General features: G+C 60.1%; 24 protein-coding genes and 1 tRNA gene. 7 read left to right on the forward strand and 18 right to left on the reverse strand.

Going from position 1 to position 25,279, the window contains the following annotated elements:
* The first annotated feature begins 24 nt into the window (after positions 1 to 24).
* Entirely contained in the window at positions 25 to 1,569 is a 1,545-nt protein-coding gene (locus QMZ29_RS18040; protein WP_502950684.1) for an S-type pyocin domain-containing protein, read from the forward strand.
* A gap of 15 nt (positions 1,570 to 1,584) precedes the next feature.
* A complete protein-coding gene (locus QMZ29_RS18045; protein WP_071796825.1) occupies positions 1,585 to 1,860 on the forward strand; it encodes a hypothetical protein in 276 nt (91 codons plus the stop codon).
* A 167-nt stretch (positions 1,861 to 2,027) separates the two neighbouring features.
* Here QMZ29_RS18045 and QMZ29_RS18050 read toward each other — a convergent pair whose 3' ends face one another.
* The 6 genes from QMZ29_RS18050 to QMZ29_RS18075 all read right to left on the reverse strand — a co-directional run bounded on the left by QMZ29_RS18050 (position 2,028) and on the right by QMZ29_RS18075 (position 8,947).
* Positions 2,028 to 3,080, reverse strand: coding sequence for an NAD(P)H-dependent flavin oxidoreductase (locus tag QMZ29_RS18050; protein WP_283225788.1), 1,053 nt, complete (start codon positions 3,078 to 3,080; stop codon positions 2,028 to 2,030).
* 96 nt (positions 3,081 to 3,176) lie between these two features.
* Positions 3,177 to 4,787 (reverse strand): MFS transporter, encoded by a 1,611-nt coding sequence (locus QMZ29_RS18055; RefSeq protein ID WP_049203315.1) that lies wholly within the window; start codon positions 4,785 to 4,787, stop codon positions 3,177 to 3,179.
* On the reverse strand, positions 4,780 to 5,205 hold the full coding sequence (locus tag QMZ29_RS18060; protein ID WP_060433572.1) for a DoxX family protein: 426 nt from the start codon (positions 5,203 to 5,205) through the stop codon (positions 4,780 to 4,782). Before QMZ29_RS18060 ends, QMZ29_RS18055 begins: the two co-directional genes overlap by 8 nt.
* A 9-nt stretch (positions 5,206 to 5,214) precedes the next feature.
* Positions 5,215 to 6,045 (reverse strand): alpha/beta fold hydrolase, encoded by an 831-nt coding sequence (locus QMZ29_RS18065; protein WP_060433574.1) that lies wholly within the window; start codon positions 6,043 to 6,045, stop codon positions 5,215 to 5,217.
* Positions 6,046 to 6,187: 142 nt separating this feature from the next.
* Complete coding sequence (locus tag QMZ29_RS18070) at positions 6,188 to 7,582, reverse strand: MFS transporter (protein WP_187181963.1); 1,395 nt, start codon at positions 7,580 to 7,582, stop codon at positions 6,188 to 6,190.
* Between the two features lie 174 nt (positions 7,583 to 7,756).
* Positions 7,757 to 8,947, reverse strand: coding sequence for a sugar transporter (locus QMZ29_RS18075; protein WP_261427096.1), 1,191 nt, complete (start codon positions 8,945 to 8,947; stop codon positions 7,757 to 7,759).
* A gap of 268 nt (positions 8,948 to 9,215) precedes the next feature.
* Between QMZ29_RS18075 and QMZ29_RS18080 the strand changes: the two genes are divergently transcribed.
* Positions 9,216 to 9,902 carry an aspartyl/asparaginyl beta-hydroxylase domain-containing protein gene (locus QMZ29_RS18080; RefSeq protein ID WP_060433575.1) on the forward strand — a complete coding sequence of 229 codons (687 nt, stop codon included), beginning with the start codon at positions 9,216 to 9,218 and terminating at the stop codon, positions 9,900 to 9,902.
* A gap of 17 nt (positions 9,903 to 9,919) precedes the next feature.
* Here QMZ29_RS18080 and QMZ29_RS18085 read toward each other — a convergent pair whose 3' ends face one another.
* A complete protein-coding gene (locus QMZ29_RS18085; protein ID WP_089196052.1) occupies positions 9,920 to 10,867 on the reverse strand; it encodes an aromatic alcohol reductase in 948 nt (315 codons plus the stop codon).
* 86 nt (positions 10,868 to 10,953) lie between these two features.
* On the opposite strand from QMZ29_RS18085, the gene QMZ29_RS18090 reads away from it, so the two are divergent.
* The gene (locus QMZ29_RS18090; protein WP_060433579.1) at positions 10,954 to 11,376 is read left to right on the forward strand and encodes a winged helix-turn-helix transcriptional regulator; all 423 of its coding nucleotides are present in this window, start codon (positions 10,954 to 10,956) and stop codon (positions 11,374 to 11,376) included.
* A 30-nt stretch (positions 11,377 to 11,406) separates the two neighbouring features.
* Here QMZ29_RS18090 and QMZ29_RS18095 read toward each other — a convergent pair whose 3' ends face one another.
* From QMZ29_RS18095 to QMZ29_RS18115, 5 genes are all read right to left on the reverse strand, one after another.
* On the reverse strand, positions 11,407 to 12,123 hold the full coding sequence (locus tag QMZ29_RS18095) for an ABC transporter ATP-binding protein (protein ID WP_025303489.1): 717 nt from the start codon (positions 12,121 to 12,123) through the stop codon (positions 11,407 to 11,409).
* Positions 12,120 to 12,995: an ABC transporter ATP-binding protein gene (locus QMZ29_RS18100; protein WP_025303490.1), complete on the reverse strand. Its 876-nt coding sequence runs from the start codon at positions 12,993 to 12,995 to the stop codon at positions 12,120 to 12,122. The genes QMZ29_RS18095 and QMZ29_RS18100 overlap by 4 nt, the downstream gene beginning before the upstream one ends.
* The gene (gene livM / locus QMZ29_RS18105) at positions 12,992 to 14,278 is read right to left on the reverse strand and encodes a high-affinity branched-chain amino acid ABC transporter permease LivM (RefSeq protein ID WP_261427094.1); all 1,287 of its coding nucleotides are present in this window, start codon (positions 14,276 to 14,278) and stop codon (positions 12,992 to 12,994) included. The genes QMZ29_RS18100 and livM overlap by 4 nt, the downstream gene beginning before the upstream one ends.
* A gap of 10 nt (positions 14,279 to 14,288) precedes the next feature.
* On the reverse strand, positions 14,289 to 15,203 hold the full coding sequence (locus QMZ29_RS18110) for an ABC transporter permease subunit (RefSeq protein ID WP_004928592.1): 915 nt from the start codon (positions 15,201 to 15,203) through the stop codon (positions 14,289 to 14,291).
* Between the two features lie 125 nt (positions 15,204 to 15,328).
* Positions 15,329 to 16,447 (reverse strand): branched-chain amino acid ABC transporter substrate-binding protein, encoded by a 1,119-nt coding sequence (locus QMZ29_RS18115; RefSeq protein ID WP_197810485.1) that lies wholly within the window; start codon positions 16,445 to 16,447, stop codon positions 15,329 to 15,331.
* 456 nt (positions 16,448 to 16,903) lie between these two features.
* On the opposite strand from QMZ29_RS18115, the gene QMZ29_RS18120 reads away from it, so the two are divergent.
* Positions 16,904 to 16,979, forward strand: a tRNA-Asn gene (locus tag QMZ29_RS18120).
* Between the two features lie 73 nt (positions 16,980 to 17,052).
* Here the strand turns inward: QMZ29_RS18120 and QMZ29_RS18125 are convergent.
* From QMZ29_RS18125 to QMZ29_RS18135, 3 genes are all read right to left on the reverse strand, one after another.
* Complete coding sequence (locus tag QMZ29_RS18125) at positions 17,053 to 18,261, reverse strand: aldose 1-epimerase family protein (protein WP_060433584.1); 1,209 nt, start codon at positions 18,259 to 18,261, stop codon at positions 17,053 to 17,055.
* A 425-nt stretch (positions 18,262 to 18,686) separates the two neighbouring features.
* Entirely contained in the window at positions 18,687 to 18,989 is a 303-nt protein-coding gene (proR, locus tag QMZ29_RS18130) for a transcriptional regulator ProR (RefSeq protein WP_016927038.1), read from the reverse strand.
* Between the two features lie 4 nt (positions 18,990 to 18,993).
* Positions 18,994 to 19,347: a type II toxin-antitoxin system RelE/ParE family toxin gene (locus QMZ29_RS18135; protein WP_025303493.1), complete on the reverse strand. Its 354-nt coding sequence runs from the start codon at positions 19,345 to 19,347 to the stop codon at positions 18,994 to 18,996.
* Positions 19,348 to 19,785: 438 nt separating this feature from the next.
* On the opposite strand from QMZ29_RS18135, the gene QMZ29_RS18140 reads away from it, so the two are divergent.
* A complete protein-coding gene (locus tag QMZ29_RS18140) occupies positions 19,786 to 21,081 on the forward strand; it encodes an MFS transporter (RefSeq protein ID WP_261427089.1) in 1,296 nt (431 codons plus the stop codon).
* Positions 21,082 to 21,107: 26 nt separating this feature from the next.
* The gene (locus QMZ29_RS18145) at positions 21,108 to 21,914 is read left to right on the forward strand and encodes a substrate-binding domain-containing protein (RefSeq protein ID WP_261427087.1); all 807 of its coding nucleotides are present in this window, start codon (positions 21,108 to 21,110) and stop codon (positions 21,912 to 21,914) included.
* Here the strand turns inward: QMZ29_RS18145 and psrA are convergent.
* The 3 genes from psrA to QMZ29_RS18160 all read right to left on the reverse strand — a co-directional run bounded on the left by psrA (position 21,889) and on the right by QMZ29_RS18160 (position 24,601).
* A complete protein-coding gene (gene psrA / locus QMZ29_RS18150) occupies positions 21,889 to 22,788 on the reverse strand; it encodes an L-proline-binding transcription factor PsrA (protein ID WP_043143085.1) in 900 nt (299 codons plus the stop codon). The two genes, QMZ29_RS18145 and psrA, sit on opposite strands and share 26 nt — an antisense overlap.
* A gap of 103 nt (positions 22,789 to 22,891) precedes the next feature.
* Positions 22,892 to 23,257: a diacylglycerol kinase gene (locus QMZ29_RS18155; RefSeq protein WP_004935528.1), complete on the reverse strand. Its 366-nt coding sequence runs from the start codon at positions 23,255 to 23,257 to the stop codon at positions 22,892 to 22,894.
* Positions 23,258 to 23,476: 219 nt separating this feature from the next.
* Entirely contained in the window at positions 23,477 to 24,601 is a 1,125-nt protein-coding gene (locus tag QMZ29_RS18160; RefSeq protein WP_060433592.1) for a hypothetical protein, read from the reverse strand.
* Positions 24,602 to 25,279 lie beyond the last annotated feature (678 nt).

The following is a 25,279-nucleotide window of genomic DNA, read 5'->3' on the forward strand; positions in this document are numbered from 1 at the left end:
GCAGACACCGAGCAAAACCGGTATGTGCTGAGCGTGTTGATCAGCGAACTGGAAAAGCGCGGCCTCAGCGATGATGGCATCAACCAGCTTAAGACGGAACTTGCTGCCAAAACTCCGGAGGCAAAGGCCAAGGCAGAAGAGGCCCGCAAAGCCGAGGAAGCCCGTAAAGCTGAAGAAGCCCGTAAGGCAGAGGAAGCCCGTAAGGCCGAGGAAGCCCGCAAAGCCGAAGAGGCCCGTAAAGCTGAAGAAGCCCGTAAGGCAGAGGAAGCCCGTAAGGCCGAGGAAGCCCGCAAAGCCGAAGAGGCCCGCAAAGCTGAGGCTGTACGGAAAGCGCTGTTCGCCAAAGCCGGCGTACTGGACGCCCCGGTCTATACACCCGGCATGATAAAAGCGGCCAATGCCGCGATGGCCACGGTCGGGGTCATGGTGCTCAACCGCGCGGGCGGTATGGTACAATTATCGACATGGATCAACAGCGTGATGACCAGCGCCAGTGAGCTGGCCGGCTGGGTATCCGGTGGAGTGTGGCGCGGCGCCGTCGAAGTTTCCCGGGTTGCCACGCTCAGTGCGGTAGCTCCGGCAGTCGGCGCCTTCGTTGTCGGATTCTGGCCGGGGAAAGCCGGTGAAAGTCAGAGCGATATTGATAAATTGCTGGGTCGTGATTTGACACAGATGTTTACCGTTCCGGCCAGCCTGGTTGCCGCAGGGAAAACACAGATTCAGCCGGAAATGACCACGGTCGATTTGCCGGTGCGCGGGTTTATTCGCCGGGAGAATAACGGTCAGCAAGAGGTAATACTGGTCAAAACAGGAACGGGCGGCGTCTCCGCTACCGTACCGGTGTATCGGCCGGTTCGCGATGAAAAAACCGGCCTGGACCGGATCACCTTGCCGGCGGTGGCCGGTGCGCCGGGGCGAACCATTTTGATAAACCCGGGCACTGCCCCGTCGGGGCCGTGGCATACCGGCAATCCTTCGCCTGCAGCGCCGGTAACGCCGGTGCATACCGGTACGGAGATAAAGCAGGCCGACAGTATCGTCACGACGACGTTCCCTGCAGATGACATGCCACTGCAGGATTTTATCTACTGGCAGCCTGATGCAACGGGGACCGGCGTTGAGCCTGTCTATGTCATGCTCAGTGGTATCTATGGTGAAACCAACGCTAAAGGGCAATACAGTGGTCGCGACTACAACACGGACAAGGCCGGTGGCCCAATTCAGAATCTGGACTGGAAAACCGCCACCATTGACCGCGCCGGCGTGGACAAGGTGAAACTGCATACTGGGCGGTTTGGCGAATCTCCCGATAACAAGGTGATGATTGACCGCCTGGAAAAAATCCTGAAGGGAGAAGTACAGCCCACCGATACCGACAAGCGTTTTTACACCCACGAAATCAGGGAATTGGAGCGTTATAGAGCAGTTGGTGTTCCTGATGGAATATCACCTGATGACGATGGTGCTACGTGGAATAACACTCATACAGCGACGTTGGAAGATTACAAATTAAGTAGCGATCGCTCTCTGTTATATACACCAGAAGCATTAAAAGCTGGTGATGAATAAATCTAGAGGTTATATATGATTGATTTTAAACCTATGTTTGAAAATGAACAAATCCGAGACATAGTTTTATTCTTGTCGGGACGAAAAGAAAACGGGATATCTCATCCTCAATTAGATGGGTATTGCACTATGTATGGTAATAAACGCATATCAAACATTGAACTGATTTCATTAGTGAAAAGTATGCGAGAAAAAGGGGATGTATCATCTAATGGAAAAGGTGGCTATAAAAGAGGTCCAAACTGGAAAGAACCCGCATTCGTAACCGAGAAAAAATACGGTATTGAGTAATTACCAGTGCCTTCCATAAGTGCGTTTTAAGCAGCGTCCAACAAACGAGAGTTTGTTGGACGTTTTCGTTGATGGCTAATTCCACGCCAGATTGGTTTTCAGTCCAGTCCAGGGTCAGAAAACAACGGTTTTGGCTCCGTTGCTCCCCCCAAATCGCGCAGACGAGGTCACACCGCCTCCAGCTCCGCCGCCAGGGTGGCGACCAGCTCCGCCGCCGGCATCGGCCGCGCCAGGCCCACGCCCTGCCCGGCCCACAGCGACATAAACTCTCCGCGACCGGCCTTGGCCGCCGCCTGGCGGATATCGCCGGTAAGCGCGTTCTGCACCGGATAAGGCAGGATCTGCGCCTCTTCCGCGCGCATCTGCCGCATGAAATCATTGACGATGCCGCGCGCCGGGCGGCCGCTGAAGGCGCGCGTCAGGCGCGTGCTGTCATCGCCGGCGTTGCTCAGCGCCGCCCGCCAGGCTTCGGCGATGCCCGACTCCGGGCTGCACAGGAACGCGGTGCCCAGCTGCGCCGCCTGCGCGCCCAGCAATTGCGCCGCTGCGATGCCGCGCCCGTTCATGATGCCGCCTGCGGCGATCGCCGGGATCTTCACCGCCGCCACCACCTGCGGCAGCAGGGCCATCAGGCCGACGCAGGATTGCTCAATGTCGCCGAGGAAGGTCGGGCGGTGGCCGCCCGCCTCCGAGCCCGAGACGCACACGAAGTCGGCGCCCGCCTCTTCCCAGGCGCGGGCTTCCGCCCCCGTGGTGGCGGTGCCGATCACCCGCGAGCCGGCCTTCTTGAACTGCGTGACCGTGGCGCGCGGCAGCACGCCGAAGGTGAAGCTGACCACCGGCGGCGCCGCCTCCAACAGGGCCGCGATCTGGTCGCGGTTGTTTTCGGCGAATTGGGTCGGCATGGGAGGCTCACTCAGCCCCAGCGCTTCGCGGAACGGCCGCAGCAGGTGCTGGGCGCGCTTGAGCTCGGCGAGATCCGGGTGCTGCTCATCGAGCAGAAACAGATTGATGTTGAACGGCGCGGCGGTCTGCGCGCGGATCTGCTGCACCCGTTCGAGGATCACCGCCGGTGAAAACAGCGCCGCCGCGCACGATCCCAGCGCCCCGGCGTTGCTCACCGCCACCGCCAACGCCGGCGGCGACGCGCCGTTCATCGGCCCCTGAACGATCGGATAGCGCAGCCCAAGCTCGCGGGCAAAAGCAGAAGGTGCCGTCATCAATGTGTCTCCCTGTGCTGACTACATTCGTCTTACGGCGGCCGCGCCGCCGAACCGACCAAAAGCATAGCACCTTCTCGCCGCCTGGCCGTGCAGTTAATGCTTCACCTGACGCCGGTCGAGCGACAGGAAGTGATGCACCACCGGTTTCTCAGGGCCAATGTGGAAGCGCAGCGCCTCCTGCTGCAGGTCGGCGTCGGCGTGCGACACCCGCTGGTGCTGCCGCAGGTGCTCCGCCCAGGACTCCACCAGGAACCACTCCATGATGCATTCCGGATCGCCGGTGTGCTCGGTGATGCCCCAGGCGTAAGCGCCATCGCGGCGGCGCGCCCGTTCCAGCATCAGCAGCGTGCGCAAGAACTGCGGCCGGTCCTGTTCGCGGATGCGGTACTCCACCTGGATCATGACCGGGCCGCGATCGTTTTCAACCGGCGTGTTAACCAACGGCTCCGGCCAATGGTTCGACGGCTGCAGATCGGCCTCACCGGTCGGCAGACGCAAGCGGTGGAACAGCAGCCCCGCCGCCAACAGGCCGACGCCGCCGACCAGCAGCGTGGCGGCCACGCCCAGCTCCTGCGCCACCAGTCCCCACAGCAGGCTGCCCGCCGCCATCGCGCCGTTGAACACCATCAGGTAAATGGCCAGACCACGGCCGCGCACCCAGTTGGGCAGCACGCCCTGCGCCGCGCCGTTAAGCGTGGTCAGCGCGATAATCCAGCCGGCGCCCAGCACCAGCAGCAGCACCACCGCCAGCCACTGCGGCGGCGCCAGCGACAGGGCCGCCATCACCACGGCGGTGAGCACCGCCGCCAGCAACACCAGCCCGTCGGCATTCAGCCGCTGGCGCAGACGCGGCAGCACAATAGCCCCAAGGATCGCCCCGGCGCCTACCGCCCCCAGCAGAACGCCGTAGAAACCGGCGCTGCCGCCCAGCATGCGGCGCGCCACCAGCGGCAACAGCGCCCAAACCGAGCTGGAGAAGGCGAAGAACACCGCCGCCCGCAGCAGCACCACGTGCAGCTCGCGGCTGGAGCGGGCATAACGCAGGCCGGCGCGGAAGGCACCGAAGAAATGCTCCGACAGCCCGCTGTCCTCGGCCTTCGGCCGCTTCCACCACAGCAGCGCCGCGATCACCAGCACATAGCTCATCACGTCCGCGCCGTAGGCCGCGCCGGCACCGAAGCTGGCCAACAGCAGACCGCCGGCCGCCGGGCCGATGGAACGGGCGATGTTGATGCCCAGCGAGTTCAGCGCCACGGCGTTTTTCAGCTCGGTGCGCGGTACCAGCTCCGGCACGATCGCCTGCCAGGTCGGCCCCATCAGCGCCGCGCCGATGCCGCCGACGAAGGTCAGCGCCAGCAGGTATTCCACCGTCAGCGCACCGGTCTGCGACAGCAGCAACAGGCTGCCGCTGACGCAGGCCAGCAGAATTTGCACGAAGATCAGAAAGCGTCGCCGATCGAGGATGTCCGACAATACCCCGGCCGGGATCGCCAGCAGGAACACCGGCAGCGTGGCGGCGGTCTGCATCAGCGCCACCGCCGAAGGGTTGCTCGACAGGTCGGTGATCAGCCACGAGCTGGCGACGTCACGCATAAAGCTGCCGACGTTGCCGAGCACCGTGGCACCCCACAGCACCGCAAATAATGGGATTTTCAGCGGCGCGAAGCCGCCCGCCGCCGCCTTGTTTTCCGTCTGTTCAGCCATCCGTTCGCTCCTTCAAATCGTTAAATGCCACCAGCAACAGCGCGCCGGCCAGCCCGAGGTGTTCAAAAAATCCGTTCATCATCTGGCCGTGCTCCGCCCCGTCGAACTGCCAGAACGGATTGGCCATCAGCGTCGCCATCAGGGTAAAACCGGCCAGCGCCAACGCGCCGAGCCAGCGATAAAAGCCGCTCAGGATCAGCGCCGACGCCGCCAGTTCCAGCAGCGTCACCAGCACGGCGAACAGCGCCGCCGGCTGCAGGCCGAAGTGGGTCATTTCGGCGATGGCGCCCTCAACGTTCAACGCCTTGACCAATCCGCCCTGAATATAGGCGGTACAAATCGCGAGCAGCAGCAGCCAGCGCACCGCGGGCGCATTCAGCCGCTGTACGCAGCGGGCGGCGATAGCAGTCAGGTTCATCGCGCCCCCTTAAAACGGCGAATTCTGGATGAAGGCCAGCAGATCGGCGTTGAAGCGATCGGGATCGATCTGCGCCAAACCGTGAGAACCGCCGGCGTAAACATTCAGCTCCGCCTGTTGCATAAGCTTAGCGGCTTTCAGCGCCGAGGCACCGATCGGCACGATCTGATCGGCATCGCCGTGCACCAGCAGCGTCGGCTTGTCGATCGCCAGCAGATCGGCGGTATAATCCACTTCGGAGAACGCGCGCACACACTCGTACTGCCCTTTCACGCCGCCCTGCATGCTCATCAGCCAGAAGTGGTCGATCAGCCCCGCATTGCTCTCCACCTCGTCGCAGTGGAGGCCATAGAACGGCACCGCCAAATCTTTGAAGAACTGCGAGCGGTTGCCCGCCACGCCGCTGCGAATGCCGTCGAAGGCCGCCATCGGCGTGCCCTCAGGGTTGACCGGCGTTTGCAGCATCAGCGGCGGCACGGCGCCGACCAGCACCACCTTCGCCACCCGATCGCTGCCGTGACGGCCGATGTAGCGCGCCACTTCGCCGCCGCCGGTGGAATGGCCGACCAGGATCAGATCGCGCAGATCCAGCGTTTCGATCAGCAGAGCCAGATCGTCGGCGTATTGGTTGATGTCGTTGCCGTGCCAGGTTTGATCGGAACGGCCGTGGCCGCGGCGATCGTGGGCAATCACGCGGAATCCGCTCTGGCCGAAAAACAGCAGCTGGTTGTCCCAGGCGTCGGCGGACAGCGGCCAACCGTGGGAGAACAGGATCGGCTGGCCGCGGCCCCAATCCTTATAGAAAATGCGTGCGCCATCGGGCGCGGTAAGGGTGCTCATGACGTGTTCCCCGCTCGGTATCGAATTGGATTTTGTACGGGTTAACAGTACGGCAGGCGCAAAGGCAGTGATAACGGAATAATTTTCGCATGATCGCGAATTTTTTTGCTGAAGCAGCCGGCGTCACCGCCGGCGCAAAACGTCAGATGTTTTCCAGATCGATGCCGCGCGTTTTCGGGCCGAACAGCCCGATCACCAGCATCACGATCAGCATGCTGGCGACGATAAACGCGATCACCCCCAACGAACCGCCGTACTGCAAGATAATGCCGATGATGATGCTGCTGAACACCGTCGACAGGCGGCTGAAGGAGTAGCAGAAGCCGACGGCGCGGGCGCGGATATGGGTCGGGAAGATCTCGGACTGGTAAGAGTGGTAGCTGTAGGTCAGCCAGGCGTTGGACCAGGTGATGAAGAAGCCGCACAGGATCAGCCACAGCGGGTTGTTCTGCAGTGCGAACAGCGAGCCGAAGATCACCGTCACCAGGCAGGACAACACGATCTGCCACTTGTTCTCCATCTTGTCGGCGTAGAAGCTGCACAGCAGCGAGCCCAGCGGGTAAGCCAGCGTGATGAAGAAAGCGTACAGCAGGCTGTGGGTGACCGAAGCGCCCTTGCCCGACAGCAGCGCCGGTAGCCAGTTGCCGAAGCCGAAGAAACCGATGGCCTGAAAGAAGTTCATCACCACCAGCATCAGCGTGCGATCGCGATACTGCGGCGCCCAGATGTCGCGAAAGCGGCCGCGCAGCGGCGCCCCCTCGGCATCGTCCACCGGGCGCGACGGAAAATCCGTGACCGCCACGCCGCAGCGCCGCTCCATGTCCCGCATCACCTGCCGGGCCTGAGCATAGCGCCGCTGCTGCACCAGCCAGCGCGGCGACTCCGGCAGCCCCTTGCGCACCAGCCAGATCACCAGTGAGGCCAGCGCGCCGGCGATCACCACGTAGCGCCAGCCGCTCAGGCCCCAAATCGTCTGCGGCACCAGCCACCAGGACATCAGCGCCACCGCCGGCACCGACAGAAACTGCACGAAGAACGCGAAGGCGAAAGCCCGGGTACGCAAGTGCGCGGGGACCCATTCCGTCAGGTAAGTGTCGATGGTCACCAGCTCGATACCGAGCCCAACGCCCACCAGAAAACGCAGAAAGATCACCCATTCCGCCTGCTGTTGAAACGCCAGCAGCAGCGAGAACGCGCCATACCAGATCAGGGCGAACATAAAGGTGGCACGCCGGCCGAAGCGATCGGCGTACGGGCTCAGCAGGCTGGCGCCGACGAACAGGCCGAGAAAGGTGGCGGAGGCAAAGGCCGCCTGATCCGATACGCCGAAGACGCCCTGCGCGCCGGTGTGGAAAATGCCGTCGGCGATAAGGCCGGTGCTGATATAGCCGGTCTGGAACAGATCGTAGAGTTCGAAAAAGCCGCCCAGCGACAGCAGAATGATAAAGCGCCACAGGCCGGCCGACGCGGGCAAGGCGTCAATTCTGGCCGCCAAATCCCGCGCATGGATCGGCGACGCCGCTACAGATTCACTCACCGTTAACCTCGCATTAACATTTTTGATGACTTTCTATGCTAGCGAAGCGGCGTCGGAGTTAAATTTTTAATTAGCAGACTATGAAAAAAAGTTAAGCATAAAACGCTGCAGCAGCCTGTTTTATAGCAGGAAAATGCAGCGCGGGATGCCGCAGCGGCATCCCGAATCGGTGGATTAACGACTGTGGTGCTGCTGCAGCCGTTCGCTGCGATAGACGCTCAGCAGGCACCAGCCGAGAGCGATCAGCGCCAACGGCGCGGCGACGAAGCCGATGTTGCCCATGCCCAGATGCAGGCTCACCTGGTTGCCCAGCAGCGCGCCGCTGCCGATGCCGAAGTTGTACAGGCCAGAGAAGATCGCCATCGCCACGTCGGTGGCGTCCGGCGCCAGGCTCAGCACTTTGGCCTGCATCGACAGGCCGATGGCCATGATCGCCATGCCCCAGAAGATGCACAGCACCGTCAGGTGGCTTTCGCTGCCGGCGGCCGGCAACAGCAGCAGCAGGCTCAAGGCCAGCAGCACGATGGCGCCGATAAAGAAGCCGGAAGGAAACCGCTCGCTGTAGCGGCTGAACAGCAGGCTGCCGACGATGCCGGCGGCGCCGAACAGCAGCAGCATCAGCGTGGTGAAGTTCTCCGACAGCCCGGCCACGGTCTGGATAAACGGCTCGATGTAGCTGTAGGCGGTGAAGTGCGCCGTCACCACGATGATAGTCAGCATGTACAGCGCCACCAGCGCCGGGCGTTTGAACAGCAGCGGCACGCTGGCCAGCGAACCGGAGTGCTCGCTTTTCAGCACCGGCAGCAGGCGCCACAGCAGCACCAGCGCCAGGGTGGCGCACACCGCGATGCCGATAAAGGTCATGCGCCAACCGAGCAGCTGCCCCACCACCCGCCCAAGCGGCAGCCCGAGCACCATCGCCAGCGCGGTGCCGCCCGCCAGCAGGCTCAGCGCCTGGGCTTTCTTGCCCGGCGGCGCCACGCGGATCGCCAGCGAGGCGGTGATCGACCAGAACACCGAGTGCGCCAGCGCCACGCCGGCGCGCGAGATAACCAGCGTGGTGAAGTTCCAGGCCACGGCGGTCAGGATGTGACTGGCGATAAACAGCATGAACACGCCGATCAGCAGCTTGCGGCGCTCGATTTTGCTGGTCAGCAGCATGCACGCCAACGAGGCGGCGGCGACAATCCAGGCGTAAATGGTGATGATCAGGCCGACCTGTTCGGTTTGCATCGAGAAGCTGGCGGCGATATCGCTCAGCAGGCCGACCGGGATAAATTCGGTGGTGTTGAAGATAAAGGCCGAGACGGCGAGGATAACCACGCGCAACCAGGCGGTTGAGCGCGAAACGGGAGCGTGTTCCATGGTAAACAAAATCCGGACAGGTGCGGGCAAGTAGCGATATTTTAACCAACCGGCCCGCTAAATGCGATACGCGTCACACTTTAATTGTGTGGTTTTTTTCGCCGCATTTCGACACATTCGCAGACACACGGTTGCACAAATGCTGTGCTAATCTCTTGAAGCGTACCAATTTTTCCTGCCGCTCTTCCCTTCCGGCCCCCGCAGACGACGCGCCACGCCGAAGAACCGCGCGCAGTGTCCATTTGGCGTTTTCTGAGGCGAGGTCATTATGTCCGCGATTTATGATTGGTCCGTGCTCGCATTGCGCAATGTTTACGATCGCCGCATTCAGGGCAAACCGGTGCTCGACAGCGCCGCGCTGTTCCCCGACGCCGAACGTTTCACCGCCCAATGGCGGCAGATCCGCGAAGAGGCGCTGACCGTCGCCCACGATCTGCACAATATTCCGCGCTTCCACGAGATCATGATCCAGCAGGCGTCGATCTCCGCCAACGACGCGCGCGACTGGCGCATGTTCATCATGAAGGCCTACGGCCAGCCGATCGCCCGCAACCTGGCGCGTTGCCCGACGCTGGCGGCGCTGATCGCTTCGTCGCCGGACGTGCTGTCCGCCTCGCTCTCCTTCCTGGCGCCCGGCAAACAGGTGCCGCCCCACCGCGGGCCGTTCCGCGGCATTCTGCGCGGCTATCTGGTGCTGGACATGCCCAAACGCGCCGACGGGGTGCCGGCGGCGGTGCTGAAAGTGGACGGCCGCGAATACCGGCTGCACGAGGGGGAGTTCATGCTGTGGGACGATACCTTCGAACACGAGGTGTGGAACGACAGCGCGCAGGTGCGCACCGTACTGCTGCTGGACATCCGCCGCCGCGACATGCCCGGCGGGCTGCGGCTGCTCTCCAGCGCCATCATCGCCCTGGTGCGGCTGAACGTGCGCTGGATGCAGCGCCAGTTCTGATTCCGGCGCTCAGGCGACTAACCGTCCTGAGAGATCGGCCATTGCTGCGCCAGCCACTGCTCGGCGGTGGTGGTGGCTATGCCCTGGCGCGCATTGAAGGTTTTCGCCTTATCCCAGGCCACGCCGTCGGGGCGGGCGAAAGCCAGCCGGTATTTGGCGCCGACGTCGCGCGGATGGTTCCGCACCTCCTCCTGCAGCCGCTCTTTGTCCAACAAGACTCTGTTGACCTCAACGCCCCAGTGCGCCTGCATGACATCGGCAAGCTCGCGGTAGGTCAGCGTGTCCCCGGCGATATAGACTACCTGGTTGCGAAACGCGGGCCGATGGAAAAAAATCGCGGCCGTCAGCCGGCCAATGTCCGCGGGAGTGGTCAGCGTCACCGCGTAGCGCCAGTCGCCCAGCGCGCGCACCGTTTTGGTTGCCGCGTCCACCACGCCAAAGCTCGAGTCAAACAGGTAGCTGGTGAAAATGCCCGTGGAAACAATCACCCACTCCGTCGTCTTCTGCGCACGCAACAGGTGACGCACCTCGAGCTGTTCATCCCACACCTGTTGCCCGCTGCCTTTGCCGACAACATCGTAGTCCACGCCGAACTGCCACGGGAAGTAGCGCGCCACGCCCGCTTGCAAGACGGCCTGGGTGATCTTTATCTGCGTGCCCGCCCCGCCGACAAAGCCGCTACAGTTGATCACCGCGTCGAAGGAACGGAATAGCGCACTCAGCGCCTCCACGCCGTTTTGCTGCAGATCGCCTTCCACCACGGCGATACCGAGCCGCGCCAGCGCATCCCGCCGCGCACGATGCGGGCCGCTCACGGCGCGGGCGGCCTCCGGCCGGAGCAGCACGCTGATTTTTAAAGCATGGTGTAACCGAGCCTGCCGGCTCATCGCACGCAATACCGGCAGCCCCAGTTCACCGGCGCCGAGGATGAGCACGGTATTGATAGATGGATTTGTGGATTTCATTCTTGCCTCCTGTCTTGACACTGCGCCATCCTGACAGCTGACAAAAACGGGTTCAATTAGGTACACGCGTGATACCGGAGAGGAATATGACGAACGATCGGGAAGCGCTGCTGCAATTTTCACAGGCGTTCTGTGAAGCATTGAGCAACGACGATGAAGGGTTAAAGCGCGAGATCCTCGCGCATGCGGGCAACCGTTGGTCGCTGGGGGTATTGCATATCCTGGGTACCCACGGGCCGCTGCGCCACGGCGAGATAGGCCGCCAATTAGCGGGCGTGACGCAGAGAATGCTGACGCGGACGCTGCGCCATCTCGAGCGGGACGGGTTGATATCGCGCTGCGATTATCAGGAAAAACTGCCCCGCGTGGTTTACACCATCACCGACGCGGGGGAAGAGATGCTGCTCAACATGCTGCCGCTCTGGTCGTGGATTATCTCCTCCGCCGGCTCCTTCAGAGCGGCCCGCTCGCGCTACGACGATCAAGAACGAAGCGCCATCGAGGGATGAACGCGGGCATCCCTGCCCGTGGGGCGGCGCTCAGCCGCCGCCCAGATAGGCCTTTCTCACCTCCGGATCGTTCAACAGCTCCTGGCCGCTGCCGGTGAGGCGGATCTGGCCGTTGACCATCACATAACCGCGATCGGACAGCTTCAGCGCGTGGTTGGCGTTCTGCTCCACCAGAAACAGCGTCATGCCGCTGCGGGTCAGCTCGCGCAGCACGCCGAAGATCTGCCGCACCACGATCGGCGCCAGCCCCAGGCTCGGCTCGTCCAACAGCAGTAGCTTCGGCCGGCTCATCAGCGCGCGGGCGATCGCCAACATCTGCTGCTCACCGCCGGACATGGTCATCGCCCGCTGGTTGCGCCGCTCTTTCAGGCGCGGAAACAGCTCGAACATGCGCGGCAAATCCTCCTCCAGGTAGCGATTGCCGACGGTGATGGTGCCCATCAGCAGGTTCTCCTCTACGCTCATGTCCGGAAAGATGCGCCGCCCTTCCGGCGCCTGCGCGATGCCGCTGCTGGCAACAAAGTGCGTGGAGCGACGGCTGATGTCCTCGCCGCCAAACAGGATCTGCCCGCCGGCGATGCGCGGCTGGCCGAAGATCGACATCAACAGCGTGGATTTGCCCGCGCCGTTGGCGCCGATCAGCGCCACCGTCTCCCCGGCGTTAACCTGCAACGACACCTTGCGCAGCGCCTGGATCGGCCCGTAAAACACGTCCACTTCGCGAAATTCCAGCATCGCCTCGCTCATCCCGCCAGCTCCTCTTCGTCCGCGCCCAGGTAGGCGGCGATCACCGCCTCGTTGTGCTGGATCTCCTGCGGCGTGCCGCGGGCGATCACGTCGCCGTGATCGAGCACGATCACCCGATCGGAGATCTCCATCACCATGCCCATATCATGCTCGATCAGCAGCACCGTGATGCCGTGATGCTGGCGCAGGAAGCGGATAATGCGGCTCAGCGTGGCCGTCTCCACCGGGTTCAGCCCGGCGGCAGGCTCGTCGAGGCAGATCATCTCCGGCGCGGTGCACATGGCGCGCGCGATCTCCAGCCGCCGCTGCTGGCCGTAGGACATCTCCCCCGCCAGCCGGTTGGCGCAGTCCACCAGATCTACCACCTCCAGCCAGTAGAAGGCGTGATCGAGCGCGGCGCTTTCCGCCCGGCGGTAGCCCGGCGTATTCAGCACCCCGGCGATCAGGTTGCGGTTACTCTGCATGTGCTGCGCCACCAGCAGGTTCTCCACCACCGACATTTCGCGGAACAGGCGGATATTCTGGAAGGTACGCGCCAGCCCGGCGCGGTTGACCAGGTGGGTGCCGCCGAACATCTTGTAATAGAGGCGCGAACCGAGCCGCTTCGGGCGTATCCAATCACCGGCGCGAAACTTCTGCCCCAGCACCTGGATCACATCGGTTGGCCGCTTGTGGGTATTGAGCAGGATCGCGCCGCCGGTGGCGCGGTAAAAACCGGTCAGGCAGTTGAACACCGTGGTCTTGCCGGCGCCGTTGGGGCCGATCAGGGCGGTGATGGAGCCGCGCTCCACCTCCAGATTGACGTCGTTCAGCGCCTTGATGCCGCCAAAGCGCATCATCAGGTGTTCCACCCGCAAAATGGCGTCGCTCATGGCGCCACCCCCTTGCGTTCCGCAAAGCTGGCGCGGCTGATGCGCACCAGCCCGCGCGGCCGCCAGATCATCATCGCCACCATCAGCACGCCGAACAACAGCACCCGGTATTCGGCAAAGCTGCGCAGCAGCTCCGGCGCCACCGTCAGCACGAAGGCCGCCAGCACCACGCCAAGGGTAGACCCCATGCCGCCCAATACCACGATCGCCAGGATCAGCGCCGACTCGAAGAAGGTGAACGAGGTCGGGTTGACAAAGCCCTGATAGGTGGCGAAAAACACCCCCGCCAGCCCGGCGGTAGAGGCGCCCAGCATAAACGCCGACAGCTTCACCAGCACGTGGTTCAGCCCGAGAGAGCGGCAGGCGATCTCATCTTCGCGCAGCGCCTCCCAGGCGCGGCCGATCGGTATGCGCGTCAGCCGGTGCTTGATGTACAGCACCAGCAGCACCACCAAAAACAGCACCGCGTAGATGAAAATGAACTTGAGATTCGGGTTGTAATCGATGCCGAGAAACTCGTGGATCGGCACGCCGCCGTCTTTGGCGCGCCGGCCGAATTCCAGGCCGAACACCGTCGGCGCCGGCACCGAAATGCCGTTCGGCCCGCCGGTGAGCGACATCCAGTTGTTCAGCACCAGCCGGATGATCTCGCCGAACCCGAGCGTGACGATCGCCAGGTAGTCGCCGTGCATGCGCAGCACCGGGAAACCCAGCAGCGCGCCCGCCAACGCCGCCATCAGCGCCCCCAGCGGCAGCATCGCCCAAAACCCCAGCCCGAGATACTGGTAGCCCAACGCCAACCCGTAGGCGCCGATGGCGTAAAACGCCACGTACCCCAGATCGAGCAGCCCCGCCAACCCGACCACGATATTCAGCCCCAGCCCGAGCAGCACGTAGATCAGGCCGAGGATCGCCACCGTCAGCAGGTATTTGGTGGCGACGAACGGGAACAGCAGCGCGATCGCCGCCATCAGCGGCAGGAACCAGCGCAGGTTGGATTTATCGCCCAGCGGCCGTACGTAGACGCCGTCGTTGCCGCCGTCGAAGCGCGCCAGCACTCTGCGCCCCGGCGCGGTTTGCAGGAACAGGCTCAGCAGCAGCCGCCCGACCATCACCGCGACGATAATCCACACCAGCCGGTGCGGTTCGAAGTTGAAGCTGTAGCCGTTCAGCACGATGCCGACGATCGGCCCGAACACGATCAGGGCGATCAGCCCGGCCAAGACGGCGTCCAGCAGGCTGCGTTTAACGTCCAGCCCGCCGTTGATCACGGATTGCGACATGGCGTTCTCCTTAAACCTTGGCGATCAGCGGCCGGCCGAGCAGCCCCTGCGGACGGAAGATCAGGATCGCCACCAGCAACCCGAAGGAGAACACGTCCTTGTAATCCGAGTTCACCATGCCGGCGAACTGCGCCTCCGCCACCCCGAGCAGCAGCCCGCCCAGCATCGCGCCCGGCAGCGATCCGATGCCGCCCAGCACCGCGGCGGTGAAGGCCTTGATACCGATGATAAAGCCGACGTAAAAATCGAAGGTGCCGTAGTTCATGGTGATCAGCACCCCGGCCAGCCCGGCCATGGCAGCACCGATCACAAACACCAGCGAGATCACCCGATCGGTATTGATGCCGAGAATCGAGGCCATTTTGCGATCCTGCTGGGTGGCGCGGCAGATGCGCCCCAGCCGGGTACGCTGAATGATGTAGGTGAGGATCGCCATGCCGAGCAGTGACGCCACCAGAATGAACACCTTGGTGTAGGTGATCTGCACCACGCCGCCGTCGAACTCCAGGCGGAACACGCCGCTCAGCAGCGTAGGGATACCCTGCTGGCGCGGCCCCTGGCTTATCTGCGCGTAGTTTTGCAGGATTAACGACATGCCGATGGCGGAGATCAGCGGCGCCAGGCGGGTGGAGTTGCGCAGCGGCTTGTAGGCAATACGCTCGATCACCCAGCCGTACACCCCGGTGATAACGATGGTGAACACCAGCGTGCCGAGGATCAGCAACGGGAACGAGTGCAGCCCGAAGAACGACAGCAGCGCCAAACCGATGGCGCACAGGTAGGCGGAGATCATGTACACCTCGCCGTGAGCGAAGTTGATCATACCGATGATGCCGTAAACCATGGTGTAGCCGATGGCGATCAGGCCATACACCGCACCGAGGGTCAGGCCGTTGATCAGCTGTTGCAGAAAGAATACATCCATAATGAGCAGTCTCGCCTGGTAAGGCCGCCAACGCCGTCCGACGCGGCCCAAAGGTCATCGCGGAACGGGCTCGCCAGGACGGCGAGCCCGTCTGTCATAGAGTCACAACGTCAGTATTGGGTTGTTCAAAGCTGGTGATATTTGCCCTTGTCATCCCACTGATAGACCACGTAGTCCGAGACCTTCAGGTCGCCCTTCTGATCCCAGGCTTTTTTGCCCATCACGGTGTCGACATCGTGCGACTTCAGCCATTCGGCGGCCTTGGCGCTATCTTTGCCGCCGGTGGCGTTGAAGGCGGCGGCGATCGTCTGGATCGAGGCATAGGAGTAGAGGGTGTACCCTTCCGGTTCAAAACCGCTGGCGCGGAACTTGGCGATCACCGCCTTGCCTTCCGCGATCTGACGCGGATCGTTGCCGAAGGTCATCAGCACGCCGTTGGTGTACTGCGGCCCGCCGGCGGCGGTCACCAGCTCTTCGGTCACCACGCAGTCGCCGGAGAAGAACTTGGCGGTCACGCCCTGCTCGCGCATCTGGCGCACCAGCGGCCCGGCTTCCGGATGGCAGCCGCCGAAGTAGACCACGTCCGGCTTGACCGAGGCGATCTTGGTCACCAGCGCGTTGAAGTCTTTCTCACCGCGCGACAGCCCCTCATACAGCACTTCCTTGACCCCGCGCTTGTTCATTGCCGCCTTCGCTGCGTCCGCCAGCCCCTGGCCGTAGGTGTCTTTATCGTGGATCACCGCGATGCGTTTGGCCTTCAGGGTATCCAGCATGTAGTTGGTGGCGATCACCCCCTGCTGATCGTCGCGCCCGCACATGCGGAACATCGTCTTCATGCCGCGCTCGGTGATCTGCGGGTTGGTGGAGCCGGGGGTAATGGCGATGATGCCGGCCTCGTCATACACCTCGGAGGCGGGCATGGTGGAAGAGGAGCAGAAGTGGCCGACCACCGCCGAGACCTTGTCCTGATCCACCAGCCGGTTGGCGACCGCGACCGCCTGTTTCGGTTCGCAGGCGTCATCCCCCTGCACCAGCTTGATTTTTTCCCCTTTGATGCCGCCGGCGGCGTTGATATCCGCCGCCGCCTGCGAAGCCCCGCGCCAATACTGATCGCCGTAAGTGGCGTTCGGCCCGGAGAACGGCCCGGCGACGCCGATGACAATATCGGCCTGCGCGGAAAACGCCGTACCTAAACAACCGATGAGCAAAGCAGCGAGCGGACTTTTTATCAATTTCGATGACATTGTTATCTTCCTCAGCACTGTTGTAGCGAAACGCCCTGGGGCGCGGATCAGTCACTTTATGTGTAGACGGGGAAAATAATTTTCTTGAGAGCGCAGTCGCATTCCCCAAAAATGGGTAAGCAAAAATCCAGCCATTGTGACGACGAATACATATTGTTTGCTTATTCATCCTACATATCAGTTGCGGCGCGGCGTGTGGCGGCGTTAGCCGGAGACTGGGCAATACGGCTAGCGCGAGAGGAAGTATGGGAGGGAGAACGGCCCTGCACCATCGCCGTGCAAAGGCTTGTGCAAGCGGCGTCAAAACGATTTGGGATGCAAAAATCAACGCATAGCGATGGAAAATGCCGAAAAACAGCGCAAGGTGCTCATTCCCTCAGCAAACGCACTTTTTTTGCAGTTTAGCGCTTTGACAAACCCCAGGCGCCCCGCTATTATTCGCCCCGTTCACACGATTCCTCTGTAGTTCAGTCGGTAGAACGGCGGACTGTTAATCCGTATGTCACTGGTTCGAGTCCAGTCAGAGGAGCCATATTTAGAGAAGCCCGCTTAAGGAAACTTAAGCGGGCTTTTTGCTTTAACGCTAAATGCATCGACAGGCAGCGTTACTCTTTGGCTATCGGCGCGTCATTCTCATCAATTTTTACCTTGCCCTGAATATCCGCAATCTTCTGCTCCAGATCCGCCACCTGCGCTTTGCTGTGCAGCAAGGTATAGGTCAGATCAAACTGCGCACTGGCGCCTGGCTGCAGCTGCTTAACGCGTTTTTGTTCGCGCTCGATAGTGACCGGGTAGGCATAGCTGGTGCCCGGCTCAATCCCCGTGACATACCCCTGTTTTAACGTATCGGTATTCTTCCACAGCGTCAGGACGGGCAACTGGCGGGTATCGAACTGAATCGCCACCCCTTTGTCGCCCGCGTTATTGACCAGCGCCGCCAGTGTCTGATGATTTGGATCCGATAAGGGCTTAATGTTAAAGACCATTTCATCGAACCCTTTGGTTGGACCGGCATAGGTTGCCCAGGTCTTCAGCCCGGCTTTGGCATAGTCGTTAAACGGGCTGATGCTGGCCATCGGCGCCAGGAAGCGGGCGCCATTTTCCAGAATCGGTGCGCCGAAATTGCTGTGATAAATAATCTGGTAGTCATGGGGATAATCCGCCCGGTTGGTTAACACATCATGCAGGCGGAAACTGTTGCTGCCGGGCACATAGCGCAATTCGGTCAGGGTTTGCAGATCGGCTTTTTTGAATGTGCTCTCTTTGATCAGGCCGCGAACACGAATTTCATACGGCGCCGTATCCGCGACCTCAACCTCAACCCGCGAGGCCGGCGTATTGCCCGCTTTGCCGTGCAACGTGTACATTTGCCCTCCTTCGGTCACCGGATGACCGGTCCACTCATAGCCACAACGCACCATCATCTCGTTGAAACCTTCCAGCCAACCGAGCCCATTGCGGCTTTCCAGGTTGATAAAGGCGGGATTGACCACCTCTTTGACCGGGGAATCCCATCCCATTTTCGCGCCAAAGCCTTCTGCCCGCAGGAGGTTCATGCCGCGGGTGGGGCTCAGCGTGATGGTCAGGCCATCCTCGCTGCGGATAATGACGACTTTGCTGCCTTCTTGCTTGCCGCCGTGCAACACTTTCTGCTCAATGCTGAACGTTTTATCCTTCACCTTCAGCGCCTCGCTCGAAATCTTCCAGTTTCCTTTCTCCACGCCATCTTCAGCGCTGGTCAGCACCCAACTCTGCGCCGCAGCCTGTCCTGAAATCAGGGCCGAAAACACCGCCATCACCCATGCCTTTTTCATTTCCCTTCCCCTTTAGCTGAATCGATTTTTTTCTAAGCAAGGAAAATCTACTGTTAAGCAGGTTAAAGAAATGTGATGAGCTTCACCGGGTGAGTATTTGACGAAATAGCGCGATAAAAATACGAATTTCATCGCAGTTTTAATGAAAGACGTTGAGTTTTTGCACACAAAACGAGCTATTTATCAACATAATTTGTATCGTTTCAGCTAAGGAGCAAAGAGACAGTTACGGGCAAGCAAGACATCGCGAAGGGAGTGCGCGTGGCTTGTTTAACGCTATCCGGCCCAAACGAAAGTGCTCAGACAGCCTGCCCGTCTTGCGCCTCTTTGCTTTCACGGCCGCCTGCTTGTGTCAAAGGAGCCCTGGTGCATAAAGCCCGCTCCGGGGAACCTGAGCGGGCTTTGTGCCTTTCTGCCGTTAGCGCTTACAGCACAAACTCGTAGTGAGAGCCGTCCGGCAGTTCGATGTCCAGGCGCAGTTTGCCGCCGGCCGCCTCAACATAGCGTTTAAGCGAAGACAGTTTCAGATCGCGGCCCGGTTTTTCCATCACGGCAACGGTCGGCTGCCTGATCCCCAGCGCCTGCGCCATTTCAACCTGCGTTTTCTGTACTTTTTCACGCAGCTCGGCAAGGTGAATGTTCAGCATGATGTCCGCCGCCAGCGCCTGCGCTTTGGCCACGACCTCGGGCTTTTCATCCGCAATAAGCTGTTCCAACGTTCTGCCCATCGCGTCACTCCTTCTCGTTTAATGTGTTCAGCCAGTTCGTGAATTCCCGATCGGCAACCTGGATCATCCGATCGTAAAAACGCTTTTCATTACCAGCTTTATTGCCCGCGCAAAGCACGATGCCAATACGGTACGGATCGAAAGCGAAGAATGCCCGCAACGGTTCGCCTCGGCACTGAATGCGCAACTCTTTCATATTGCTGTAACGTGAGCCTTTAACCGTATCGGCATAGGGTCTGGGCAGACCCGGCCCCTTTTCCCGCAGGACCATCAATGCGGCAAGTACGCCGGCCCGATCGGCATCGCTGAGCGATCTGTACCAATGATCAAATGCATCCGTTGTTTTAATTTCCCACACGGGACCTCCCTAAAATATAGATCAGTAACTATATAGATGTAAAGCTATAGCAGAGAGGCGCAGGGATAACATGCAAAGGCATACGTGGATACTGCAAGGCTGAACGTACATCCACGTATTTTGCAAACGTAGTGCGAGGTATTCATCTTTTTACGTACGGTATCGAACAATCGTTCAGAGGCACGGGGCGCTTCCCCGCCGCCCCTTTATGAACCCTGTCACAAAAAGCGCATAACGTTTTCGGCGTTCTGCGCAGCGGGCAATGAGCGACAAACTTGTTAACGCCACGTTACATCGGGTTAGGCAACATTGTTAACGCCGATTGATGCGTCAAACGCATCGCGTCATGCGTTTATTGCGCTTATTTAGTTTATTTTCCTGAGCGAGTCTTCAGCAACAGGCGCGGCGTCAAGCGCCAATAACAAACTGGAGATAAAGATGCATTCCTCTACCTCACCCATGACCATCCGGGCCAGAGCCAGCGCGATACTGCGCGTCACCTCCGGCAACTTTTTAGAACAGTTCGATTTTTTCCTGTTCGGCTTTTACGCTACCTACATCGCACACACCTTTTTCCCGGCCAGCAGCGAATTTGCCTCGCTGATGATGACCTTCGCGGTATTCGGCGCCGGTTTTCTGATGCGCCCGATCGGCGCTGTCGTGCTAGGTGCTTACATCGATAAAGTCGGCCGCCGCAAAGGGCTGATCGTGACCCTGTCGATCATGGCCGCGGGCACCTTCCTGATCGTGCTGATCCCCTCTTACCAAAGCATCGGGCTTTGGGCGCCGCTGCTGGTGCTGTGCGGGCGTCTGTTGCAAGGCTTCTCGGCGGGCGCGGAGCTGGGTGGCGTGTCCGTCTATCTGGCTGAAATCGCCACGCCGGGCCGTAAAGGCTTCTACACCAGCTGGCAGTCCGGCAGCCAGCAGGTGGCTATCATGGTGGCGGCAGCCATGGGCTTCGCGCTCAATGCGGCGCTGGAAGAAAGCGCCATTCGCGAATGGGGCTGGCGCCTGCCTTTCCTGTTCGGCTGCCTGATCGTTCCCTTTATCTTCCTCCTGCGCCGCAAGCTGGAAGAGACGCAGGAATTTACCGCCCGACGTCACCACCTGGCGATGCGCGACGTGTTTAAAACCCTGCTGAAAAACTGGCCGGTGGTCATCGCCGGCATGCTGATGGTCGCCATGACCACCACCGCGTTTTACCTGATCACCGTCTATGCGCCGACCTTCGGCAAAAAGGTGCTGCTGCTCAGCGCCTCCGACAGCTTGCTGGTCACCTTACTGGTCGCGATTTCCAACTTCATCTGGCTGCCCATCGGCGGCGCGCTGTCGGATCGCTTCGGCCGCAAACCGGTGTTGGTCGCCATGGCGCTGCTGACCCTGGCCACCGCCTACCCGGCGCTCAGCCTGCTCGCCGCCGCCCCCAGCTTCAGCATGATGCTGGCCGTGCTGCTGTGGCTGTCCTTCATTTACGGCCTCTACAACGGCGCGATGATCCCGGCCTTGACGGAGATCATGCCAACGGAGGTGCGGGTCGCCGGCTTCTCGCTGGCCTACAGCCTGGCGACGGCGGTGTTCGGCGGCTTTACGCCGGTGGTCTCCACCGCGCTGATCGAATACACCGGCGACAAGGCTTCACCGGGTTACTGGATGAGCTTCGCCGCGCTGTGCGCCCTGCTGGCGACGCTGTATCTGTACCGCCGCATCGCCATGCCGCTGCAAACCGCACGCTAAGCCGCCATCTCAAAAGGAATCATGTCATGCAGAAACTCACTCGTTCGATCCTCACCCTGCTGGTGTGCGCCTCCTGCAGTACGGCGGCGCTGGCCAAAGACGTGACCGTGATGATCTCCGGCGGCTTCAAAGCCGCACTGGAGAAACTGGCCCCGGAATATGAAGCCCAAAGCGGCGATAAAATCATTCTGGTGTCCGGCCCCTCCATGGGCAAAACGCCGCAGGCGATCCCCGCGCGGCTGGTGCGCGGAGAGAAAGCCGATGTGCTGATCATGGTGGGCGACGCGCTCACCCAACTGGAAAAAGAGCGCTGGACCCAGCCGGGTTCGCGCGTGGAGCTGGCCGATTCGCCGATCGGCATGGTGGTCAAACAGGGCGCGCCCAAGCCGGTGATAAAAACGGATGCCGACCTGCGCAAGGTCCTGCTGCAGGCGGACTCTTTCGCCTATTCCGACAGCGCCAGCGGCCGCTATGTCAGCGGCCAACTGTTCAAAAAGCTCGGCATCGAGGAACAGGTGAAAGGAAAGGCGCATAAGGTTGAGCGCATCCCGGTGGCCTCTGAAGTGGCGCAGGGGAAATACGCGCTGGGTTTCCAGCAGGTCAGCGAATTGCTGCCCGTGGCGGGCGTGACCTTTATCGGCGAGCTGCCGGAAAACGTGCAGTACATCACCCGCTTCGCGGGCGCGGTGACCGCCAAGGCGGAGCACCGCCGCGAAGGCAAAGCGCTGCTGGACTTCCTCGCCTCCTCTCAGGCGCAGCCGACCATTCGCGCGACCGGCATGCGAACCGTGCCGGCGCCGCAGCCGGTCAGGCAGAGTGATACTGTTCAGTAATCAGCTTTTCCAACTCGGCGGCGACGAAAGACTGCATGCGGCCGCCGCGTCTGATGAGGCCTACGGTGCGTTTCACCACCGGATCGACCAGCGGCACCGACGTCAACACTGAATGCTCTGAAGCGGGCATCGACATGGCGGGCACGGCGGCAATGCCGATGCCCGCCTCAACCATGCCCAGCATGGTCGTCACATGGCGAGTTTCACACACGCTGGGGCGTTCCGGCACGAGGTGTTCCAGGCGCTGATCGAGCAGATTGCGATTGCCGGAGGTTTTATCCAGCGACACGTAATCCTGCTGATAAAACTCCCGCCAGGTGAGGCTCTTTTTACCTGCGAGCGAATGGTCACGCCGGCAGGCGGCCACGTAGACGTCCCCCACCAACGGCACAAACTCAAGATTAGGCTGCAGCCGCCCTGCGAAGCAGATGCCGAAATCGGCCTGGCCGCCGGTGACCGCCTCGATGACATTGCCTGCGCTGCCGTCGATCAGCTTAACGCGCACGCGCGGATAGCGAAGCCGGAAACGGCGTATCACGTCGGGCATGAAATAGTAGGCCGCCGATGGCACCGTGGCGACGGTGACCAGCCCCACCCGCTCCTGGCTGACCTTATCGATATCGGCCATCACCGCTTCGACGTTCATCAGTAACTGCTCCGAACGTTCGGCGAAGGCCTGCCCGTACAGCGTCAAGGTCACGCGCCGGGTGGTGCGGTCGAACAATTTGATGCCCAGCGCGTTTTCCAGCTTCTCAATCCTGCGGCTCAATGCCGACTGCGACAGGCAGATGGACTCTGCGGCCAGCCGAAAATTGCCGTACTCCACCAGCGCGCGAAACGCATAAAGATCGTTGAGATCAAAATTCACGGGCATAACGGCCAACTCTCCTTGCTGAAATGGCAGAGGACGCAAAACAACGATGATAACCGCTTATATCGCCACGGCAACCGGCTTGCTGGTTGAGCCACCAAAGCCCCTATCGCCCCAGCAGCACCATTCCCCAAATAATGATAGTCATCACCACGGCCACCAGCTGCGCTGCGCCGCCCAAATCTTTGGCGCGTTTGGATAACGGATGTAATTCCAGCGAAATGCGATCGACCACGGTTTCAATCGCCGTATTAAGCAGTTCAACCACCAATAGCAGAAAACTGCAGGTGATTAATAACAGCCGCTCTATATTTGTAATATCTAAACCAAATGTAACAACCAGTAAAATGGCGTTAATAACCAATAATTGGCGGAACGCATCTTCGGTAAGCACGGCGTCAATAAACCCGGCCCAGGAATTCCTTATGCTGTAGGTTAATCGGCTTATTCCTTTTTTCTTTTCCACAGGCATACAATCTGCTCTCGTCAAGACTGCGACAATCACTCGCGAATAAATAACGCGGCGTGAATTTATCACGAGTTTATTAATTAAGGACCTTAACTGTTCTCTTCCAGGAGGCGATGCATTCCCTCACGCGCCGTCACCCTGCCCCTGAAACGGCACCGCCCGAAAATACCCTGCCGCGGTTATTATTCTGAGAACGTGAAAAGGCGATGCGTTATCAGCCGGTTAAAGCGTTTTCTCGAACAAGCGGTAGCGCTTATAGGGAACTGCGCCGATGCGTTCTAAAATCGTCCGCATGCCGGTATTGGTTTCCAGGATCCACGACATTTCCAGCGCGTCGATATTGCGCTTCGCGAAAGGCTCGCGCAGCGCCTCAATAAGCAACAGCGCAATAATCGGCCCGATGCGGCTGAATTGATATTCCTGACGCACGCCCATCAACGGCACGCGCGCGGTGCGCACGCCGCTGACTTTCAGCCGCCACAAGAGCTTCGCCCAACCGAACGGCAATAACCGCCCCTGCAGATCGGCAATCGCTTCGTTGATGTTTGGCAAGCCGACAATAAAGGCGCAGGGGGCACCATCCACCTCGGCGATATGGATCATATCGTCGGGCACCAGAAACTTCAGCTGATCCCCCATGGTGGCGAACTCATGCTCGGTGAACGGGACAAACCCCCAGTTATGCTGCCACCCGGAGTTGAACACCTCGCGCAGCACCTGCATCTCCTCGCGAAAGCGCTTGCGATTGAGACGGCGCACGGTCACCTTTTTGCGCACCTGATCCATCATCCGGGTCAGCGACGGCGAAAAATGCAGATCGGTTCTTTTCATCCAATAGGCAAGCAAATCAATCCCTTCGCTGTAGCCCTGTTGCGCTATCTGGGCCGCGTAGTAGGGTTTCGCGTGCGTCATCAGGGCGGAAGGCGGGGTATCGAACCCTTCGACCAACAGGCCGCTTTCCTGATTGATATTGAGGCTGAATGGCCCGGTGATTTTACGCGCGCCTTTCGATCTCAGCCACTCTTCCGCGACCGTGAATAAGGTGCTGAAAACGGCGGGATCGTCAACGGCGTCAATCATGCCGAAGTGGCCGGTATCCTCGCCATGCAGCTCCCGGTGCAGAGAATCGATTTGCGCCGTGATGCGCCCAACGACTTTGCCATGTTTTTTGGCCACCCATGCCTGCCATTCAATATGGTCGGTGCCGGGATTCTTCTTTGACAGGTGCTCTTCGCGCTCGACATGCAGCGGCTCAATCCAGTTCGGATCATCGCGAAACAGTTGCGAGGGGAAAGCAATAAATTCTTTAAGTTCGCGTTTATCCAGAACTTTCTCAATACGGATCATAAATAGCCTTACGTTTTAATAAAATAATTAAATGAGCGCGCGACAACGCCTTTAGCATTTTTTATGCTGTTCTCTTTTATTGGATTGTGTATTGCCTCCGGTTCAATGATAAGAAAAACCGAATATTACCCCCTGTGAATCAGCGCATTATTGGCTCTACATTCACCCTGTGATGTCCATAATTGATAAAAAAAGGAAACAGAAAGCGGCGCAGCCAGGCTACGCTAATGGTGCTCTTTTATTATTTCGTGCTGTTATGGCAAAAGAAACTCGCCGTTTTTAGTGTACCGACTTTAATCAGGAGGTGTGCCGCCATCTTTACCACTTAATGCTCTTTTTAAGATTAGCCTTAAATGAATCGTTCACTTTTGGATTTCTTGCGGCATACTGTTTAGGAAGTGTTTAAGTTCCAAGATAGCCATGCATGAGGTCATAACCTATGAGCCGACAGTTATTTCCTGCCCGACAGATGCAGACTAAAGAACGGCGAAACCCGGATATTACAATAGCCTCTCGTATATCGCCGGGGTGCCGTTCAGGCTGATAGCACGGGCGACTCGCGCTCTGACCGGTTAATAACCGGCGTGCCGCTCAAGCACGGCAATATACGCTGTTCGCGGAATGAAGATGGTTGAATAACAAACTTATTCAAAAACCTATTCATAGTAAAACATCAAT

The organism is Serratia sp. PF-27, from assembly GCF_030053255.1.
GTDB classification, from domain to species: domain Bacteria; phylum Pseudomonadota; class Gammaproteobacteria; order Enterobacterales; family Enterobacteriaceae; genus Serratia; species Serratia bockelmannii.

What these genes read in the sequence shown, in the direction of transcription:
- QMZ29_RS18090 (WP_060433579.1), top strand. Translation starts at nt 10,954, where the DNA reads ATGACGAACGATCGGGAAGCGCTGCTGCAATTTTCACAGGCGTTCTGT.
- QMZ29_RS18110 (WP_004928592.1), bottom strand. Translation starts at nt 15,203, where the DNA reads ATGGATGTATTCTTTCTGCAACAGCTGATCAACGGCCTGACCCTCGGT.
- QMZ29_RS18075 (WP_261427096.1), bottom strand. Translation starts at nt 8,947, where the DNA reads ATGGAACACGCTCCCGTTTCGCGCTCAACCGCCTGGTTGCGCGTGGTT.
- QMZ29_RS18060 (WP_060433572.1), bottom strand. Translation starts at nt 5,205, where the DNA reads ATGAACCTGACTGCTATCGCCGCCCGCTGCGTACAGCGGCTGAATGCG.
- QMZ29_RS18125 (WP_060433584.1), bottom strand. Translation starts at nt 18,261, where the DNA reads ATGAAAAAGGCATGGGTGATGGCGGTGTTTTCGGCCCTGATTTCAGGA.
- QMZ29_RS18055 (WP_049203315.1), bottom strand. Translation starts at nt 4,787, where the DNA reads ATGGCTGAACAGACGGAAAACAAGGCGGCGGCGGGCGGCTTCGCGCCG.
- QMZ29_RS18160 (WP_060433592.1), bottom strand. Translation starts at nt 24,601, where the DNA reads ATGATCCGTATTGAGAAAGTTCTGGATAAACGCGAACTTAAAGAATTT.
- QMZ29_RS18080 (WP_060433575.1), top strand. Translation starts at nt 9,216, where the DNA reads ATGTCCGCGATTTATGATTGGTCCGTGCTCGCATTGCGCAATGTTTAC.
- QMZ29_RS18115 (WP_197810485.1), bottom strand. Translation starts at nt 16,447, where the DNA reads ATGTCATCGAAATTGATAAAAAGTCCGCTCGCTGCTTTGCTCATCGGT.
- QMZ29_RS18155 (WP_004935528.1), bottom strand. Translation starts at nt 23,257, where the DNA reads ATGCCTGTGGAAAAGAAAAAAGGAATAAGCCGATTAACCTACAGCATA.
- psrA (WP_043143085.1), bottom strand. Translation starts at nt 22,788, where the DNA reads ATGCCCGTGAATTTTGATCTCAACGATCTTTATGCGTTTCGCGCGCTG.
- QMZ29_RS18085 (WP_089196052.1), bottom strand. Translation starts at nt 10,867, where the DNA reads ATGAAATCCACAAATCCATCTATCAATACCGTGCTCATCCTCGGCGCC.
- QMZ29_RS18065 (WP_060433574.1), bottom strand. Translation starts at nt 6,045, where the DNA reads ATGAGCACCCTTACCGCGCCCGATGGCGCACGCATTTTCTATAAGGAT.
- proR (WP_016927038.1), bottom strand. Translation starts at nt 18,989, where the DNA reads ATGGGCAGAACGTTGGAACAGCTTATTGCGGATGAAAAGCCCGAGGTC.
- QMZ29_RS18100 (WP_025303490.1), bottom strand. Translation starts at nt 12,995, where the DNA reads ATGAGCGACGCCATTTTGCGGGTGGAACACCTGATGATGCGCTTTGGC.
- QMZ29_RS18050 (WP_283225788.1), bottom strand. Translation starts at nt 3,080, where the DNA reads ATGACGGCACCTTCTGCTTTTGCCCGCGAGCTTGGGCTGCGCTATCCG.
- QMZ29_RS18145 (WP_261427087.1), top strand. Translation starts at nt 21,108, where the DNA reads ATGCAGAAACTCACTCGTTCGATCCTCACCCTGCTGGTGTGCGCCTCC.
- QMZ29_RS18045 (WP_071796825.1), top strand. Translation starts at nt 1,585, where the DNA reads ATGATTGATTTTAAACCTATGTTTGAAAATGAACAAATCCGAGACATA.
- livM (WP_261427094.1), bottom strand. Translation starts at nt 14,278, where the DNA reads ATGTCGCAATCCGTGATCAACGGCGGGCTGGACGTTAAACGCAGCCTG.
- QMZ29_RS18095 (WP_025303489.1), bottom strand. Translation starts at nt 12,123, where the DNA reads ATGAGCGAGGCGATGCTGGAATTTCGCGAAGTGGACGTGTTTTACGGG.
- QMZ29_RS18140 (WP_261427089.1), top strand. Translation starts at nt 19,786, where the DNA reads ATGCATTCCTCTACCTCACCCATGACCATCCGGGCCAGAGCCAGCGCG.